Origin of the sequence: Nitratireductor aestuarii, assembly GCF_014641695.1 — a bacterium.
GTDB lineage: Bacteria > Pseudomonadota > Alphaproteobacteria > Rhizobiales > Rhizobiaceae > Chelativorans > Chelativorans aestuarii.
This window is the reverse complement of sequence record NZ_BMIF01000002.1, coordinates 45,748-62,185: the sequence shown is the minus strand read 5'-3', so window position 1 is coordinate 62,185 and position 16,438 is coordinate 45,748. Positions and strand designations below refer to the sequence as shown.

12 protein-coding genes and 1 tRNA gene are annotated in these 16,438 nt (G+C 56.8%); 4 read left to right on the top strand and 9 right to left on the bottom strand.

The genetic code is table 11. The annotated features are described in order from the left end of the window. Nucleotides 1–7 precede the first annotated feature (7 nt). Entirely contained in the window at nt 8–514 is a 507-nt protein-coding gene (locus IEX27_RS03955; protein ID WP_188719644.1) for a GNAT family N-acetyltransferase, read from the top strand. A 117-nt stretch (nt 515–631) separates the two neighbouring features. Then, nucleotides 632–1,168 carry an inorganic diphosphatase gene (ppa, locus tag IEX27_RS03950; protein ID WP_188719643.1) on the top strand — a complete coding sequence of 179 codons (537 nt, stop codon included), beginning with the start codon at nt 632–634 and terminating at the stop codon, nt 1,166–1,168. A 76-nt stretch (nt 1,169–1,244) separates the two neighbouring features. On the opposite strand, the gene IEX27_RS03945 is transcribed toward ppa, so the two are convergent. Together IEX27_RS03945 and IEX27_RS03940 are read right to left on the bottom strand one after the other, a co-directional pair. Beyond that, nucleotides 1,245–1,574: a DUF167 family protein gene (locus IEX27_RS03945; protein ID WP_280516452.1), complete on the bottom strand. Its 330-nt coding sequence runs from the start codon at nt 1,572–1,574 to the stop codon at nt 1,245–1,247. Further along, a complete protein-coding gene (locus tag IEX27_RS03940; protein WP_188719642.1) occupies nt 1,571–1,861 on the bottom strand; it encodes a YggT family protein in 291 nt (96 codons plus the stop codon). Before IEX27_RS03940 ends, IEX27_RS03945 begins: the two co-directional genes overlap by 4 nt. A gap of 124 nt (nt 1,862–1,985) precedes the next feature. Between IEX27_RS03940 and IEX27_RS03935 the strand changes: the two genes are divergently transcribed. Further along, nucleotides 1,986–2,061: transfer RNA gene (locus tag IEX27_RS03935), tRNA-Ala, on the top strand. Here IEX27_RS03935 and IEX27_RS03930 read toward each other — a convergent pair. The 6 genes from IEX27_RS03930 to IEX27_RS03905 all read right to left on the bottom strand — a co-directional run bounded on the left by IEX27_RS03930 (nt 2,050) and on the right by IEX27_RS03905 (nt 13,379). Beyond that, nucleotides 2,050–2,250 (bottom strand): hypothetical protein, encoded by a 201-nt coding sequence (locus tag IEX27_RS03930; RefSeq protein WP_188719641.1) that lies wholly within the window; start codon nt 2,248–2,250, stop codon nt 2,050–2,052. The genes IEX27_RS03935 and IEX27_RS03930 overlap by 12 nt on opposite strands. Before the next feature lie 407 nt (nt 2,251–2,657). Beyond that, nucleotides 2,658–5,756, bottom strand: coding sequence for a type III restriction-modification system endonuclease (locus IEX27_RS03925; protein WP_188719640.1), 3,099 nt, complete (start codon nt 5,754–5,756; stop codon nt 2,658–2,660). Nucleotides 5,757–5,803: 47 nt separating this feature from the next. After that, on the bottom strand, nt 5,804–7,474 hold the full coding sequence (locus IEX27_RS03920; protein ID WP_188719639.1) for an RNA/DNA-binding domain-containing protein: 1,671 nt from the start codon (nt 7,472–7,474) through the stop codon (nt 5,804–5,806). Between the two features lie 7 nt (nt 7,475–7,481). After that, the gene (locus tag IEX27_RS03915; protein ID WP_188719638.1) at nt 7,482–9,353 is read right to left on the bottom strand and encodes a site-specific DNA-methyltransferase; all 1,872 of its coding nucleotides are present in this window, start codon (nt 9,351–9,353) and stop codon (nt 7,482–7,484) included. Between the two features lie 10 nt (nt 9,354–9,363). Continuing rightward, nucleotides 9,364–10,110, bottom strand: coding sequence for a DUF4391 domain-containing protein (locus IEX27_RS03910; protein WP_188719637.1), 747 nt, complete (start codon nt 10,108–10,110; stop codon nt 9,364–9,366). After that, complete coding sequence (locus tag IEX27_RS03905) at nt 10,107–13,379, bottom strand: helicase-related protein (RefSeq protein ID WP_188719636.1); 3,273 nt, start codon at nt 13,377–13,379, stop codon at nt 10,107–10,109. The genes IEX27_RS03910 and IEX27_RS03905 overlap by 4 nt, the downstream gene beginning before the upstream one ends. Before the next feature lie 1,529 nt (nt 13,380–14,908). On the opposite strand from IEX27_RS03905, the gene IEX27_RS03900 reads away from it, so the two are divergent. Then, nucleotides 14,909–15,562: a hypothetical protein gene (locus IEX27_RS03900; RefSeq protein ID WP_188719635.1), complete on the top strand. Its 654-nt coding sequence runs from the start codon at nt 14,909–14,911 to the stop codon at nt 15,560–15,562. Nucleotides 15,563–15,602: 40 nt separating this feature from the next. Here the strand turns inward: IEX27_RS03900 and IEX27_RS03895 are convergent, their stop codons facing one another. Beyond that, a complete protein-coding gene (locus IEX27_RS03895) occupies nt 15,603–16,199 on the bottom strand; it encodes a hypothetical protein (RefSeq protein ID WP_188719634.1) in 597 nt (198 codons plus the stop codon). Between the last annotated feature and the right edge of the window lie 239 nt (nt 16,200–16,438).

Sequence of the window (16,438 nt, the reverse complement as noted above, 5' to 3'; positions counted from 1 at the left end):
ACACGAGATGACAACGCTATCTATCGATATCCGCAGAGCGGAACCCGAAGATGCTGACGCGATAGCAGCAGTCCACGATCGCGCCTGGCGCGGCGCCTACGCCGGCATCATTCCCCATCGCGCTTTGAACGCCATGATCGGCCGGCGCGGGCCGCAGTGGTGGGCGAACGCGATCAGACGCTCCACGACCGTGCTTCTGCTCGAGGTGGGCGGCGAGCTCGCAGGCTACGCCACGCTCGGCCGCAGCCGTGCGCGTGACCTCGCTCAGGCCGGCGAGATCTACGAGCTTTACCTCAGTCCTGAATTCCAGGGCATCGGCTTCGGCCACCGCCTGTTCCGCGCCGCCAAGGACATGCTCGGGGCCCACGGCTTCTCCGGCCTCGTGGTCTGGGTGCTGGAGGAGAACGACCCGGCGCGCGCCTTCTACGAGCGGATCGGCGGCCGTGATGCGGCTGATTCCGTCGAGATCTTCGACAACAAGGCCCTGCGCAAGATCGCCTACGTCTGGGATTGATACGGGCAGCTGACGCCCGTCTTTATGCGCTTAGCACGATAGGACGCATTGTCAGCTGAGCTGAAAAGCTATAGTCAGCCGTCCATCAAACTCAAATCCGCATATTGGAAAGATTGAATGCGCATCGAGGCTATTCCGACTGGCGACAATCCACCTGAAGACGTCAATGTGATCATTGAGGTTCCCGTCGGTGGTCATCCCATCAAGTACGAAATGGACAAGGCGTCCGGAGCGCTCTTCGTAGACCGTTTCCTCTACACGCCGATGACCTATCCGGGTAACTACGGCTTCGTGCCCCACACGCTTTCCGATGATGGCGACCCGATCGACGTTCTGGTCTGCAACACCCGTCCGCTCATCCCGGGCAGCGTTCTGAACGTCCGCCCGATCGGCGTTCTGGTGATGGAAGACGATGGCGGCCAGGATGAAAAGATCATCGCTGTTCCGTCGCCGCACCTCACCCGCCGCTACGAGAAGGTCTTCAACTACACCGACCTTCCGGAGATCACGCTGGAGCAGATCAAGCACTTCTTCGAGCACTACAAGGATCTGGAGCCCGGCAAGTGGGTGAAGATCGGTGGCTGGAAGGACGCTGCAGAAGCTCGCCGCCTGATCGTTGAGGCGATCGACCGCGCCAAGGGCAAGGCTGCCTGAATCATTCTTCACTGCCCGGTGGGAGATGCTTCCGCCGGGCAGTTGCATTTTCGGGTCCGCCTCGGATCCTTCAGGATCACTTCGACGTCAGCTGCGCCACCTGAGCCAAAAGCTCCGCACTTTCGCCTTTAACTTCCACGGTCTTGAGCCTTGAAGTCGTCCCGGCGGCGACGGACACGCTCTTGCGCGGCACCTTCAGCCAATCGGCGACAAGCTTCTCCAGCGCTGCATTCGCCTTGCCATCCTCCGGCACAGCGCGCACGCGGGCCTTCAGATGCATCTTGCCGTCACCCGTCACCTCAGCACCCTCGATAGCGTCCTTCGAAGACTTTGGCGTCAGGCGCACGAAGAGGGCCATGCCGTCACGCGTCGGCTTGCCGAAGGCTGGGGCAGGCGAGGCGGTCACAGCACCAGGGGCGCAACGGTGATGATGATGAACTGCCGGAGGAAATAGAGGCCGAGCAGCACGATGATCGGCGAGATATCGATGCCGCCCATATCGGGCAGGATGTTACGGATCGGCCTCAGCACGGGCTCGGTGGCCTTGTAGAGGAAGGTCCCGATCGTTCCCACCACCGGATTGCGCGGATTGACGACGTTGAACGCGTAGAGCCACGAAAAGATGGCGGACGCGATGAGGATCCACCAATAGATGTCTAGCGCGAGCAGGATCGTCTGGATGAGCGCAAGCATGCCGTTCTCCGCAAGAGTTTTCCGACATGTACTCATTGCCGCCCATTGCGGCAAGTGACGGCATGGAATCAGGCCAGACGCTTGACAGATTTCCGGCAAGGCCCCAGATTTCAGTCTATCGAATGGGGCTGTAGCTCAGTTGGGAGAGCGCGTCGTTCGCAATGACGAGGTCAGGGGTTCGATTCCCCTCAGCTCCACCATATCCAATTGAAATTATTGTACTTTTTGATGTTGCGCGTTGTAATCACTAATCTGCCACTAAATTTCATTTGCTGACGGGATGCGACGGCGCCGGTGACTTGTGTACCACGGCCTGCATTCTCATCGCTGGTGCCGGCCGCTTGCTTGGATTTTTCGCGGTCCGCTGCTTCCACGGTGCCTCCCAGCATGGGCATCATCCTTCCGAGGCTTTCGACGTTTGTGTGCATAGCGCGTCTTGCTGTAGCAAACGTACCTCCCCATCCCGTGACCTACCCCGCTAAGCGGAGTCGATCATGTGATGGCCATTCACACAAAATTTGCGTGTTCCAGTGTTTCTGACAATTCAGACAAAAGACGCTAGGAAGCCCAGCATTTTAGGTCAGACCTGCGGCTTTGATTGACAATTCTGGCAAAGAAACGCGCGAGGCAGAACCTGCCAGTCCGAAAGTAGCGGCATCCGAATTGAACAATGTCCAGCGATCGCCTTAGTCGGTGTTTGCTGCACGAACCTACCAAGCAGGTACGACTCGCCGCGGGCGACACTTATCGTACCTGCCTAAATCCGCCCTATAGGGCATTGCCGCAACTTAGCGTGCTATCGCGCCATTGATCCGATCAAATCCATCATCATCCCGTAGTTGGTCACAACATCATACTTCACGCGGTTCTCCGCCATTCGGTGGCTGATCTCTGCAAAAAACTTCCGCGCACACTCGATCTTGGTCTTCTCGATCTCGCGCAGCTTCATCGAAGACATGGTCCCCTTTGTTTCAGCAACAAAGTAGATATGCCGCACGCTGCCAGCCTTAAACGATATTGCCCAATCGGGGTTGTAGTCCCCCACAGGTGTTGGGATTAGGAAGCCTCGCGGCAGCTTGGCGTAGACAACTACCTCGCTGCTTGTGTCCAGATCCTTCGCAAATTCTCGTTCCACATCGGAATCCGCAATAACGTAGTCATACACATGGTTCTTGAGTTTCGCAGTAGCACGAGAAAAGTCTTGGCCGGTCTGATTCGCCGTAAAAATGTCGATCTCGTACCTTTCGTCAACTTCGTCATATGCGAGTCGCTCGATCACCATGGTGGCTTTCTGTTCCGCGATGATCCGCGCTGCTTCTGATATGAAGTGCTCTGGATTCTTTTTGAACTGATCAAAAATCGCTGGCTGGATACTGCTGAGAAGCGTCGCAACCGTCTCTCGCGTAAGTTTCGAGCTCTCCGCTATTTTGCCGACCAAGTCGTACTCGACCAAGGAATGCGCGGATTCGCCCTGATATGTAGCTTGCTCGGTTTCTTCAAACCCTTCTCCGCGTGCCAACGCAAGGTCGGTAAGCGTCCCCACTTGGCTTCCGAGTTTGATCGTGTACTGCAGGGGGGTCACCCGCAGCTGGCTATCCAGCGCGCTGACACACTTGCGGATCAGCTCCGTTGAGTCGAAATCGACCCGGTAGACCGCCTTGCGGTTAATACGTGCCCAAAGCTCCTGGAACTCCTTCTTCTCGAAGTTCGCATTGAGAGGGTTGGTCTTAGGTCTCCGGCCGTCATCTACCTTGGGCAATTGCGCCTCACTGAAGACACTATCGATGAGCTGGAACACTTGTTCCGCATGCGGCTTCAAGTCGTCGGGCAGATCGGCCAGTTTCCCCGCCGCCTTGGCCTCGTGGTAGGCGTCTGCGATCTGGTCCGCATCGTCGGTGTAGTCATTCTTCACCAGATAGCGGTAGATCTGCTTGGCCATGGCGGTAGTCACCTCAACTGGGCCATGTTCGGTCGAGAGAATTTTGCCCGCGAAGTATTCCTCGGTCGCCTGCCGGGGACGCGACGAGAGGGTTTCCGCAATCTCCTTCTGGAGCCCGGCCACGAAGTCTTTGTAGCTCTCGCTCGCCACCACCGTCAGCACGTTGATGTCATGCACCACCGCCGCGTGGTCCATCCGGTCCCCGTGCTGATCGACGCACAGTCGCAGGCCACGCCCCACTTCCTGGCGCCGAGAGATGGTGTTGTCGCTGTGCTTCAGCATGCACATAACGAAGACGTTCGGATTGTCCCAGCCTTCGCGCAGCGCCGAGTGCGAGAAGATGAACCGGGTCGGTTCGGCGAAGGACAGCAAACGTTCCTTGTCCTTCAGGATCAGGTCGTAGGCGTCCACATCATCGGAATCAACCGAGCGGGCGCCGACCGCCGGATCCTTGAAGTGGTTCGTCTTCTTATCAATCGAGAAATAGCCGTTGTGTGTCTTGGCGGGGTCGATGCCGGCAAGGTATTTCCGATAGGCCTCGTTGTCGATTGCGAGCTCCGAAAGGTACTCGGCCTTCAGCAACTCATACTCTTCCTCAAAAACCCGGGCATATTCGCCTTTCTCGTCGGCCTGGCCGTAGTCCCGGTACTTCACTACCTCGTCGATGAAGAACAGTGACAGGACCTTGATACCTTGGGCGAACAGCTGCTTTTCTTTGTCCAGGTGCGCCTTGATTGTCTCGCGGATCTGGATGCGACGGATGTCGCGTTCGGAGACGTCACCACTGGCCTCCCCAGCTCGCAGCACGACGCCGTTGGTGAATTCGACCGTGTCGTTCACAGCATCGATCTGGCTTATGGTGTACCCGCGGTACTGGTCCAACTCGCCTGACTCGACGAACAGGTCGTCGCGGAACTCGAGCCGCCGCAGCTGGCGCTTGATCTCGCCCGACTTCAGCTTCACCTCCAGCTCTATCCGAGCCACGGGCGCCTTTTTCGAGATGTCGATCCCTTCGAGGTAGAGATAGGCGTTCGTGCCGGCCAGCCCGCGTGTCTGGATGCCTCGCACCGCAATCTTCTTCACCAGCTTCTGGTTGTAGGCATCCAAGGCGTCCAGCCGGTGAACGCGATTGTGCTGAGTGCGGTGGGTCGCCGAATAGCGCAGGATGAAAAGCGGCCTGAATTTTGGTAGCGCCTCCATCGTCGCCGCGCCTTCCATCTTCTGAGGTTCGTCCAGGATGAGGATCGGCCGGTTCGAGGCGATCACGTCGATGGGCTTGCGTGACTGGAAGTCATCCAGCTCCTCGTAAATGCGCCGGTTGTCCTTGCCGCTGGCATTGAACGCCTGGATGTTGATCACCATCACGTTGATCCCGGCGTCGGACGAAAAGCTCTCCAGCTCGTGCAGGCGCTTGGAATTGTAGATGAAGAACCGCGCCTTCTTGCCGTAGCTTTCGGTGAAGTGGTCGGCCGTGATCTGCAGCGACTTGTAGACCCCTTCGCGAATAGCGATCGAGGGCACCATGATGATGAACTTAGACCAGCCATAGCGCTTGTTCATCTCGAAGATGGTCTTGATGTAGCAATAGGTCTTGCCCGTGCCTGTCTCCATCTCAACGTCTAGGTGAACGCGCGTCGCGGCTAGCGCGTGGCGCCTGTAGGCGGCGGGAACGGGCACGCGCTCACCGCGGGCGTTGAAGGTGGTGAAATCCGTCAGCGATTGCGAGGCGGGCAGGTTCTGTCGCCGTTGGACCTTCTGGATGTTCTCCAGAATTTGCGGCTCGGTTAGAGCAAGGTCAGCATTCTTGAAGCCTTCCTCGAAGGCGCTGGTCTGTGCCTTGCGGCCGGGATCGATGCGGTAGATCAGGCCAGAGATCATGGGCTGGCCGGCGAAGCAATCGACCACGTCGTTGACGGCATTAGTCTGATAGGGCTGGACCTTGAACTTGAGCTTCATAGCGCGCTGGCTTTCTTAATTTCTTTCTTAGCTCTCTTTGAGCTTTCTTAAAATGTTCGTTGTTTGTCCCAGAGACGCCATTCTGGTTTTGATTTGGAGCCTGAGTTATGAATCCGCCCCTTGATCCTTAAGCCACTCAAAAGATTACCGATTTTTCGTTTCTTTCGGAGAGGGTCGAGAGCTTCGCTAAGCTTGTCCCAAAGAAGGTCATCGATGTCTTTCCTTGAAGCCCGATCAAACTTTCTTAGAAATTCTAGAATCATCTTCTCGTAGTGTGGGTCATCGAAAGCTCGCGTTTTGATGTACTGCGCCTTCTGCGCTGTGGCATCAGCGACTCTGGCCGATATAAAGAAATTTGGCTTTCGGCCTTCAATCAGACGCGCCCGCCTCAGGTGGCGTATCGCATCATCGGTGATAGGTAGATGCTTCTGGACGCGGTCTAATGCGAGAACGTCGGCGAGCGGAAGCCCTGTCTGTTCCATCAGCAACTGGCTATAGGCCTCGTCGACAACGCGGCCATGAATGGTCAGGCGAACCACCTCTGGTTCAGTGAGGTCATAATCTGGTAGCGGGAAGAAGCGTTCACGCTGCCGAATATAAATATCTTGAATACCGTAGCCCATGTGGTCGATCATATTTAATTCGGTCATGGCCTGGGTGAGGAAGGGATTGCGATAGCGTCGAGGCATTCTGTCACGCAGCACGTAGTCGTCGGGCGTGCCTTCGAAAAAACTACCCTCATTCTCAAAGATCAGTCGATCTGGTCGCTCCGTCACGATAATGCGCGCCATTCGGGTGTAATCCTGATGGGCGATACAGTTGTGGAGCGCCTCTAGAACGACTTTTTGATCGTACTTCGCCACCTCATGAGCCAGGAGCTCATTTTCCGGAAGAAGACGGAGCTGAATATTCCGGATACGGGTGAAGATCTGTGACGACGTCAGCAGGAAGGGAGGACCGAAATGCTGATACGCGCGTTCTTCTCCTTCCAGCTTCCAAGTGATTTCAGCCGGATGCGGACTGAGCCGCCAAGCAGACTCAGCGCTGCCGAGCAACAGAAGGGCGGCACGAGTGATCGCTCCATTCTGCGCCAGCTTGGCTCTGTTAAGAAACGTTGCGTCGCTCCAACCTGCGACCTCCGCCGCACTAAAACGGTTTGCGTGTTTGACGACAAAACGTTCCCGGGCGATTTTCATTGCCTCAGCATCAAGATCGTCAAGACTGGCGTCTTCGACTAGCTGCGCGGTCCAATCGTTAGCGAGCGTCTGTGCGCGTATCTCGTCCAGTTTGTCTTGGCCGAGTGCGACAAGGCTTTCACCAGCACGCCCATAATAGTGGCCATTCCAGCTGATCGGAATGCCACGTGGTGCCGCCGGGATTTCGAATAGGACGACCCTGCCGTCAGGGTGGTTCAGAACATGAATGTCCCGGACCGTAAAACTGCCAGTGCCGTTCAAAAGCTGCATCTTGTCAGCTTGGAGGTGAGCGTGATCCAACTTGTAGGTGGTGCCAACCACCATGCGCGTTTTGTCCTCGACGCCAAACACCAGCCAGGCACGCTCACGGCCTCGGAGATTGGCTTCATTCGCCAAAGCTGCGAAATACTTGCCAAGATCGTTAGCCGAAAAGCCATCCTTTCCCCGCTTGAACTCAACCACCTCGTTCTCCCAACAGGAGATGAGCTCGGTCAACAGGTCAGAAAGTGCGGCTTGATCCATGGCAACCTCAGATAGCCTTGACTTCGGTGGTGGGGGAAAGCTGGCGGAAGATCTGTTCGACGTTGATCTTCACGGCATCCGTGACGAAGCCATTGTCGCGGAAAACAACCCGCAAGGGTTCGTGCCCCGCCAGCTCTTTCACCAGATCCTCGGTGATGCCACGATCGAAGCAGGCGACAAGAGCATTGTCGTCAACGAAGAATACGGTCTTGCCCTGCACCGTCTCGCGGCGGATGGGCAGCGTCAGGTCCACCCCCCAATCGATCAAAACCTGGAACAACAGGTCTTCGGCCGTGCGGCCTTCCTTCACGTTGTCGACCATATCGAGCAGGTCGGACTGCTTCACCTCATCCGGGCGGTAATAGACGTCCTTCATATTCGAGGTGTCGACCTTAAGCACCCGGAAGCCGACATCGCGGTTCCAGTCGGGGTGGCAATCGCCTTCGAGGATTTTCTTGCCGGCGCGTCGGATACGCTCACGACTGACGGCTGAGATGGTCTTGAAGCCTGCTCTAAAGGCCTCGGACTTTTCGTTTGTCGCCTCGTCCAGCTGAACCATGATGAACCTACGGCTGCCGCCGTCGGCCGCGTTCTGAAGCATCACCGAATGTGCCGTGGTCGATGATCCAGCAAAGAAGTCAAGTATGATATCAGCTCGGTTCGGGCTGGTCGCCAGTTCCAACATACGCTGTATTAGTCGGCTGGGCTTCGGATTATTGAAAAGCCCACCCAAACCTAGCGACTTCAATTCATTGTTTGCCTCATGGTTGTGCCCCACCTCGTCGTACGGCCAGATAGTCACAGGACTCACGCCATCCTTCACTTCGGAAAGAAAACTCTTCCTCGACGGCGTTTGAGTACCGTCGGCACCAAACCAGACCTCATTATTTTCATCCATTTCGCGCATAGAGGCATCATTGAACCGGCGGAACGTGCCGGCTGGTGGGGCCCATGTAACTCCATTCTTGAATTTAAAAGGCGAAGTGTTGGTGCCGCTCTTTGCATGAAGTGGCGTCGCTTTCCAAGGCCCTTTGGGATGATTATCCGGGTTGCTATAGGCGGAAAGCTGGCTTTCATTTCTTGGTAGAAGATTCAGCGTCATGCCAATCTTCTGCTTCGCATAGCACAGGATGTGATCGTGATTGTCAGAAAACCACCTGGCGTCATTCGCCCGTGTGTATTTCTTCTGCCAAACTACGTTTGCGATCAAGTTTTCCTCACCGAAGACTTCGTCACAAACTTTACGCAGGTTTCCGGCCTCCCCATCATCTATGCTTATAAAAATCACCCCATCATCCCGCAGCAACTGCCGCGCTAGCCTGAGTCGCGGATAGACCATCGAAAGCCAGTCAGAGTGGAAGCGCCCATTCGTTTCCTGATTTGCGACAAGGCGCTCGCCAATGGAATTGCGCTGATTTGAAGAAACCAGGAAATCTTCATAGCCTTCCGAAAAATCGTCGTTGTAAATGAAGTCGCCCCCGGTGTTGTAAGGCGGATCAATGAATATGATCTTGATTTGTCCGAGATAGGTTTCCTGGATTAGCTTAAGCGCCTCAAGATTGTCGCCCTCAATGAACAGATTCTGGGTGTTGTTGAAGTCTACGCTTTCCTCGTGGCAGGGACGCAGCGCCTTGGCGATGGGCGCGTTCGCCAGCGCCAACGCCTCACGCTTACCCGGCCAGTCCAGTCGATACCGCTCCTGTGGCCCCTCCACGATGTGGTCGCTCAACTCCTGACGCAGCTGATCAAAGTCCACCGCGAGACGCAGCTTGCCCGTCTTCTCGTCCCGTGCTTCCGTCACGCAGCCGGGGAACAGCTCGCGGATCTTCGCGATATTCTCCTGGCTCAGGTCGGGGCTGTGCATCTTCAGCTTTTCCATGCTCGTCCTCTTACTTCGTTCGGGCGGCGCCGCAGTTTCCCGCCGTTAGCCGCTCCAATTCCTGCTTGGCCGCGCGCAGCTCGGCATTGATCGCCACACGCTTGTTGAATTGCTTCTCGCGCGCCAGCCGCGCCTTGATCCGCTCGACCTCACGCGCCTGGACCTTGATCGCCTCGGCCCTCGCGATGCGCTCTTCCAGCGACACGGTGCGGTCCGCTTCGGCAGGGGCGAAGGGCGTCTGCGGTGCCTCGCCCATGCCGGGGACCAACCGGGCCGTCTGACTCACTACCAGTGGTTCGAGCAGCCGTTCGTACAACGCGCCCATGTTGAGCGCCACAGGAAGTGGCACGCGTGGCGCGTCCTCGGGCAGCCAATCGCTCTCGAAATAGTCGCTCACCACCCAGCGGGTGCTGTCGGCCTCACTCGACCGCTTGTAGGCCGCGGTCAATTTAATGCGACCACCATGGGCCACCTCGAAGATCAGCGGAAAGGGGATGGCTTTGTCGATGGCATGGAGTACGCCCACGTCCAGCGACGCAGTGCGCGCGGTGATGCGAAAGACCTGTATCTCCCCCACGTACTTCGTGGCAGCCAAGTTGATCGTCTCGGGCGCCAGCTTGTGCGACCAGACGATCTGGTCCACCTCGCGCACGAAGAGCTCCTTGAGGCCCGTGTTCGCCCCAGCGTGCTCGTAGATCTTGGTCTTGGGGATCACGCGCCCGAAGGCTGCGGCGCGGGGCCAGTCGTAGAGTGTCATGCGCCACCCCCTTCGATGACCAGGAAGGCGATCAGCTCGAAATCGTCCAGCCCCTTGATGGTGTGGGTCAGCGCCGTGGTCCGGCCGCCGCTGAACAGGCTGTCGATGTCCTTCTCCTTCTTAATCTCGATCATCGATCGGATCGCACTGGAGAGCAGATCGGAGTAGCGGCCCATCTTGCGCCCGTCCTCGGTCCGCTCATTGAAGATGCGGCAGACATCGTGGATCGGCTCAATCCGCCCCTTGCAGCTGGACCGGATCAGGTCGAGCAGGCGCTTTACCTCGGTGTGGTCGGCAACGATTTGGCCGTCGTCGCCGATGTAGACCAGGTAGTAAGGGTGTAGCCGGTTCTGCTGGTTGACGTTCACGCTGTCGTGAATGTTCTTCAGGGCGAAGATGACACCGGGCTGCAGGCTAAGCTCCGGCTGCGGGGGGACGACGGCGTGCATGCCGAATGGCACGTTGTCGAGCTCGCCATGCTCCTTGACGTAGTTGAGCAGGTCCATGCGGAAGTCATTCAGCCCGAGATCGGTGATGGAGATGCCGGCCTTCACGTCCTCAAGCTCGATGACCTCGTCCTGGAGCCGCTTGAGCTGTTCCTTGCGGTAGGCGATGTCACTGGACTTCGCCGTGAGGACGTTATCGTCGCCGGTGGCGGTGATGTCGGTGATCACCATCCGGTTTTCGACGCGTTCCTTGAGGTTGATGTACTCGTCGAGCGTGATGTCAGGCCAATAATTGACCAGCTGAATCTGGCTGTTGGGGGATCCGATCCGGTCGATCCGGCCGAACCGCTGAATGATCCGCACCGGGTTCCAGTGGATATCGTAGTTGATCAGGAAGTCGCAGTCCTGAAGGTTCTGACCTTCCGAGATACAGTCTGTACCGATGAGGATGTCTAGCTCTCCTGGCTCGTTCGGTAGAACGATGGCCTTTTCCTTCGACCGCGGCGAAAACAGCGTCAGGACGCTCTGGAAGTCATAGGACTTTTTGAGCGTGGTCTTGGGCGCGTCGGACCCCGTGACCTTGCCGACATGTAGCCCGAGCTGCTGCGCGAAGGGCGCGATATTGTCATAGAGATAGTTGGCGGTGTCGGCGAAGGCGGTGAAGACCAGCACCTTCCGGTTTCCGGGGTTTAGCTGCTCGTCGATCTTCCGCCTGATGAGGGCAAGCAGGTGCTGGAGTTTGGCGTCGTCCGCCGGTTTGACCTTTTCCATCGATGCGATCAGGCCTTCGATGAGAACGAGGTCCGTAGCCAGATCGTGCTTCCAGGACGGCAGGTCCATATCCGCGAGGCTGATCTGGACCTTTTTCCCGACCGTGAATTCGTCGAGTCCGGAGAGGTCGTCATCCTCTGCATCGAAGTCGCTCATTTCCGTAAGGTAATCGCTGACGCTGTCGCTACGACCAGTCTTCTCGAACTGGTCTATCGCGTCGAGTGCGCGCGAGATGTTGGCGCCGAGCGACCTAAGTGTGAGCCGGAAGGCCGCGACCGAGCTCTCCAGGCGTTTCAGTAGGTTGGTCGTCATGAGCGCCTGAAGGCTGCGCTCCCGATCGGCTTGCTTTAGTTTGCCGCGCCCACCCTCCACCTGCGTATCGTAGATCTCCTCATACTTCCGCAGGCGGCTGTGCAGGATGTAGCTAATCGGGGCATAGACTGCGAGCTTGAGCACCGAAAGCTGCGAGAAGATATCGTTAAACCCCATCACGTCCGACCGCTCAGTGATCGGGCGATGGTAGGAGAGGGGTTTGAGCCTTTGGGGGAACTTCCCGATGTCCTTGGTGTCATAGAAGGTCTCGATGTGCTTTCGTGACCGGGCGATGGTGACGGCGTCGAGAAGCTCAAAGAAATCGAAGTCGAGCGCCTTCAAGATCGACGCAGCCGTCCTCTCCTCTGGCGGCAGGGAAGACCATTCATTGAAGGCCTTCTGCGCCCGGCGGAAAATCTCTTCTACGCTGGCCCGTGTCTTCAGATTCTTGCTGAGCGCCTCAGACTGCCCCTCGTACGCGAGCGCAAGCTGATTACGAAGATCAGTGAACCTGTTGTTGACCGGCGTTGCCGAGAGCATCAGAACCTTGGTCTTCACGCCGGTACGGATGACCTTGTTCATCAGCTTCTGGTAGCGCGTCTCACGGTCCTTGTAGACGTCGTTGTTGCGGAAATTGTGGGATTCGTCGATCACGACGAGGTCATAATTTCCCCAGTTTACCCGGTTCAAGGGGACGCCAAAGGACTCGCCCGACGTCCGGGAGAGGTCCGTGTGGCAGAGAACATCGTAGTTGAACCGGTCCTTTGCGAAGATGTTGGTGGTCAGGTTCGTATTATAGTTCCGCCAGTTGTCGGCAAGTTTCTTCGGGCAGAGCACGAGGACGGAGCGGTTGCGCAATTCGTAGTATTTGATGACGGCAAGGGCGGTGAAGGTCTTACCCAGTCCTACGCTGTCCGCAAGGATGCACCCGTTGTAAGTTTCGAGCTTGTTGATAATGCCTGTGGCCGCGTCCTTCTGGTAATTGAAGAGCTTGTTCCAAACCACGCTGTCGCGGTATCCGGTGAGGTCGTTCGGCAAAACGTCCTCATCAACGTCCTCCAGGAAGTCCTGAAAGATGTTGTATAGCATCATGAAATAGATGCGCTCGGGTGAATTTTCCTGATAGACGGACTCGATGTGCTCACAAACCGCGGCCGTTACATCCTTCACCCTTTCCGGATCAGACCAGATCTGATCAAAAAGCTGAAGGTACAACTTAGCGTGCTCTGGCTCATCGAAACGGGTCACAAAGTTCGAGACTGCGTCGCCCTTTTGATAACCTAGATCGACCGCCGTAAAGCCGCTGATTGGCATGTAGGCCACGTCGCCTTCGGGCCCGGCAACATGCATAAACTGCTGCATCGGAGCTTTGGACGAGTTGGACCGGAATTTGGCCTTCTTGCGGATCCAGTCGGCGCACTCACGGGCGACGGCACGTTGAGTGAGCTTGTTGCGGAGCTGGATTTCAAATTCCGTGCCGTAAAGGTCGCTTTCTCGCCGCACCTTGGGGATGAAAAACTCCCTACGCTCCTTCCGCAGGTGATCGGTCACTTCGGTTGGCACGAATGTCGGAGCCGTGAAAACAAACTGCAGACTGTCGATCTTGGAGAGCTCCGACTTGAGAGCTTCGAATGCGTAAATTGAGAAACAGGATGCAGCGACTCGCAGACGTGCGCCGCCCCCGATAGCGCCCTTCAGATCATCCCCAAGAAGATGGGAGGTGTTATCGATTATCTTCACGGATGTGCTCTCGACCGAAAGGACAACTTGCTGTTTGGTATGTGGAAACACCCGGCCGCGCAGGCGCGGGGTTAGGCAACTAGTGACGCAGCTTTATCTCTGCTCCTCCGTACTGGTGCCGCCAACAAGTGAAGCAAATTGGGCTGTTTCCGGCGGCTCAGGATAAGGACTAGCTTGAACTGCCGATTGCCCCGGATGGCTTTAGCCCACGCAATTGACTCGCGCGCTGTTCGCAACTGCCAGTCTCGCAAGAACCAAACAACCTTAAGACACCATGCCTTCATGCAGAATGTGCCCACCACCTGAACCATTCGGAGCGATAGCATAGTGCGCAATAGATTGTCAGCTTGCTTCCCAAACAAAGATCTGCACTTTGCCGCGATTAAGCGGGACGCTTCTGGTTCAGGTCAGACGCAGCCAAGAGCAGGCAAATCGATGATCAGCAATCATCGCAGTCCAGGATTAAACCTTGCAACGTAGCAGAGCTCGGTAACTGGCGTTTTGACCGCTGAGGTATAGCATTGCTTTGCTAAGGTGAAACCCATTGGATGCGGAGCGTCCTTAGGGCCTTGGGATACGGTTCCAAATGTCCCTGCAAGATCTGTTGTGGAGAATGTATAGTCCGCCCCGCACGTGCAAGGGCTAGCAACACCGTCGACGGCGATTCCGGTTGCACAGATGTACCTGACTTCTCCCGACTGGCTGCTGTTGCAACCAGGCCAATAGTGGCGCTTGAACTTGCCAGCTCCTTGCCTTAGCGGCAATGCCGTACTCTAGGCAAATACCTCGTATGGTTGATCAACGTGGTCCTGTACCGATTATCTGAACCGCGTCCAGTACCGGTCGGCCCGCAATTGCCCGCTAGATCGCACAACGCGGCAACTAGAATAAGATGCAAGCGAAAACGGTTCACCAGCAATGCCATCCAGGACTAGGTCGATTGGGCGCATGTTCACGGCGCAACATCGCCCTGGGCAAGCTGCTCTGCAGCGGTTCATCGATAGCTTGCAGCGGCAGACTGCATGTCTACGAAAGGCCGGTCCTCTCTGGCCCAGGACCCAAATGGGGCCGAACATGGGAGGCGGACTATAGTCGCGCGCTCCCGCACTCGACAGGCGCTGGCTCTCATTGAGTCAGTGTAAGAGCCAACGCTGAAAGAACTCAACAGTGAAGCGTCTCTCTCTCTACGGTCCTTGCGCGCGCAACTATTAAGTTCTATTTTTATCCCATGTCGGATTGTTCATTCGTCCACCAAAATATGTTCGCTTCGCGCTGGGGCGCTCGTCTTGTCAGGATACCATAAAGGTCACGTTGAGCGGCTCTTTCGAGATAGAAACGTCCTATTCCGTCGTGGTGGCTCGCGCGAACAGGTATGCGGCGCTCGAAGCCGAACTGGCAGCGCCTGTGGTGACAAACCGATTTCCGGATCTTCGCGTTGCATCAAACACTGTGGCCCACACGCTGCTCGCGCATATCGCGAGAGGCAACGGCAAGCCTACCTTTCCGGCAGACTTTCGCATAAGGAGTGGATGCGGTCCGAGGGCAAACGCGCGGCCAACCGTCTACGAGAGCAATGGAAGAAAAACCCCTGGGTCCCGGGTGCAACTATCGACCTTTCCGAGCATGAGGGCGAGTTTCAGCAGCAAGTCGGGATGAAAGTGCGCAGTCCGGTTCCGCCAGGCGTGTTAGACTGGCTGCGGTGGAAGTATCGGCGCTTGCAGATCGACCAGAAGCGAGACAGGGAGTGGTTGCAGGTTTTGCACCACGACCTGCCCGTTCGGGTGTCCGCTGCAGGACCTGCCCCTGAGGCAATGGCGGCAGAAGAACAGAACTTCGCGGCTGTGCCCACGGTGTGGCGGGTGTCCGACGCAGAGCAATTTTCCAAACGCGAGCGGGCTGACCAACCTAAAGCCCCGGCAAGGATCAAGATGCGGTCTTTGCGCGGTCCTGGCCGGCCCCGGAAAAAATCGAAGGAAGGCCCGGACTTGGACACGCAAGAGCGAAACGATTTTGCCATGTTTGTGCATCAATACCGCGAGATATTGATACCGTTGTTTGCGCAGACCCGCGACACCGAACACATGAATATTGTTTATGCACTACGGGCCTTTGTTGCGGACCCTAATGACCGGGGCGCACGAGAACAATGGTTCCGGATTGCGTCGTTGCTCACCGCGCGCTAGAGCTAACTCACTACATAGAGACTGCGCCTCAGTGGAACGTCTAAGATGCGTTGCGCAAGCGGGGAGCGGTGAATGGATATGTCGCCACAAAACGGTCCGAACAGCGACTAATCGGTTCGGTACTACGTGCGGCGGAAAGCACCTGTCGGACGCGGAGCGCCGCGCTTTGCCCGGTGCCGGTAGATTGCTCCCATAACTCCCAACAGAGCCTTGCCATCGTCTCTCTTTGGTCAGGGTTTAACTGCTGCACTTCATCACCCATGTTCGGCAAGATCAGCGTCCCGGCAGGGATGAAGCGGAATTGGCGCGGCCCCCGGATAGGTGCCGCCTCGTGCCAGTCCCGATAGAGTAGAAGCCCGTGCGGTCCGGGGCCGTCGACATGCGTGTAGGAGTGAGAATTGTAAGCGTGGCTGCGGGGATGTTCAACCGACCCGGTGAACGCGCATTTTATGTTCATCCGGGAAAGCTGATCATGCGATGCGGTATCCCAATAATACTTCCGCTCGGGTATGGCGTCGTAGAAGCGTTGGGCTCGTATCTGCAAGTGGGTTTCGCACCGGTCAAGATCAATACTTTGGGGGTTGCCCCACAGGCTGATTTCTACGGGACGCATGGCTTTGTTTCGGGCGGTGAACATCAAGCTTATCCTTTCATTGCTGGTTCGGTCTGCCAAGTTCGCTGCGGTCCGAGGTGTCAGGTTGAATTCTGTGGGTTATGCCAACCGTAAGTGCGCACCTGCCCGGCAGATGCGTGGACCGGGTGCAAGTATTTTTCGGACCGATTATTGGGCGAACGTGTCGAGCAGCTGCTGAGCAGCGATTGGGAAATTCAGTAGGGTCCACCTGCTCAGCCGTCGCTCGGAATATCTTCATTTTT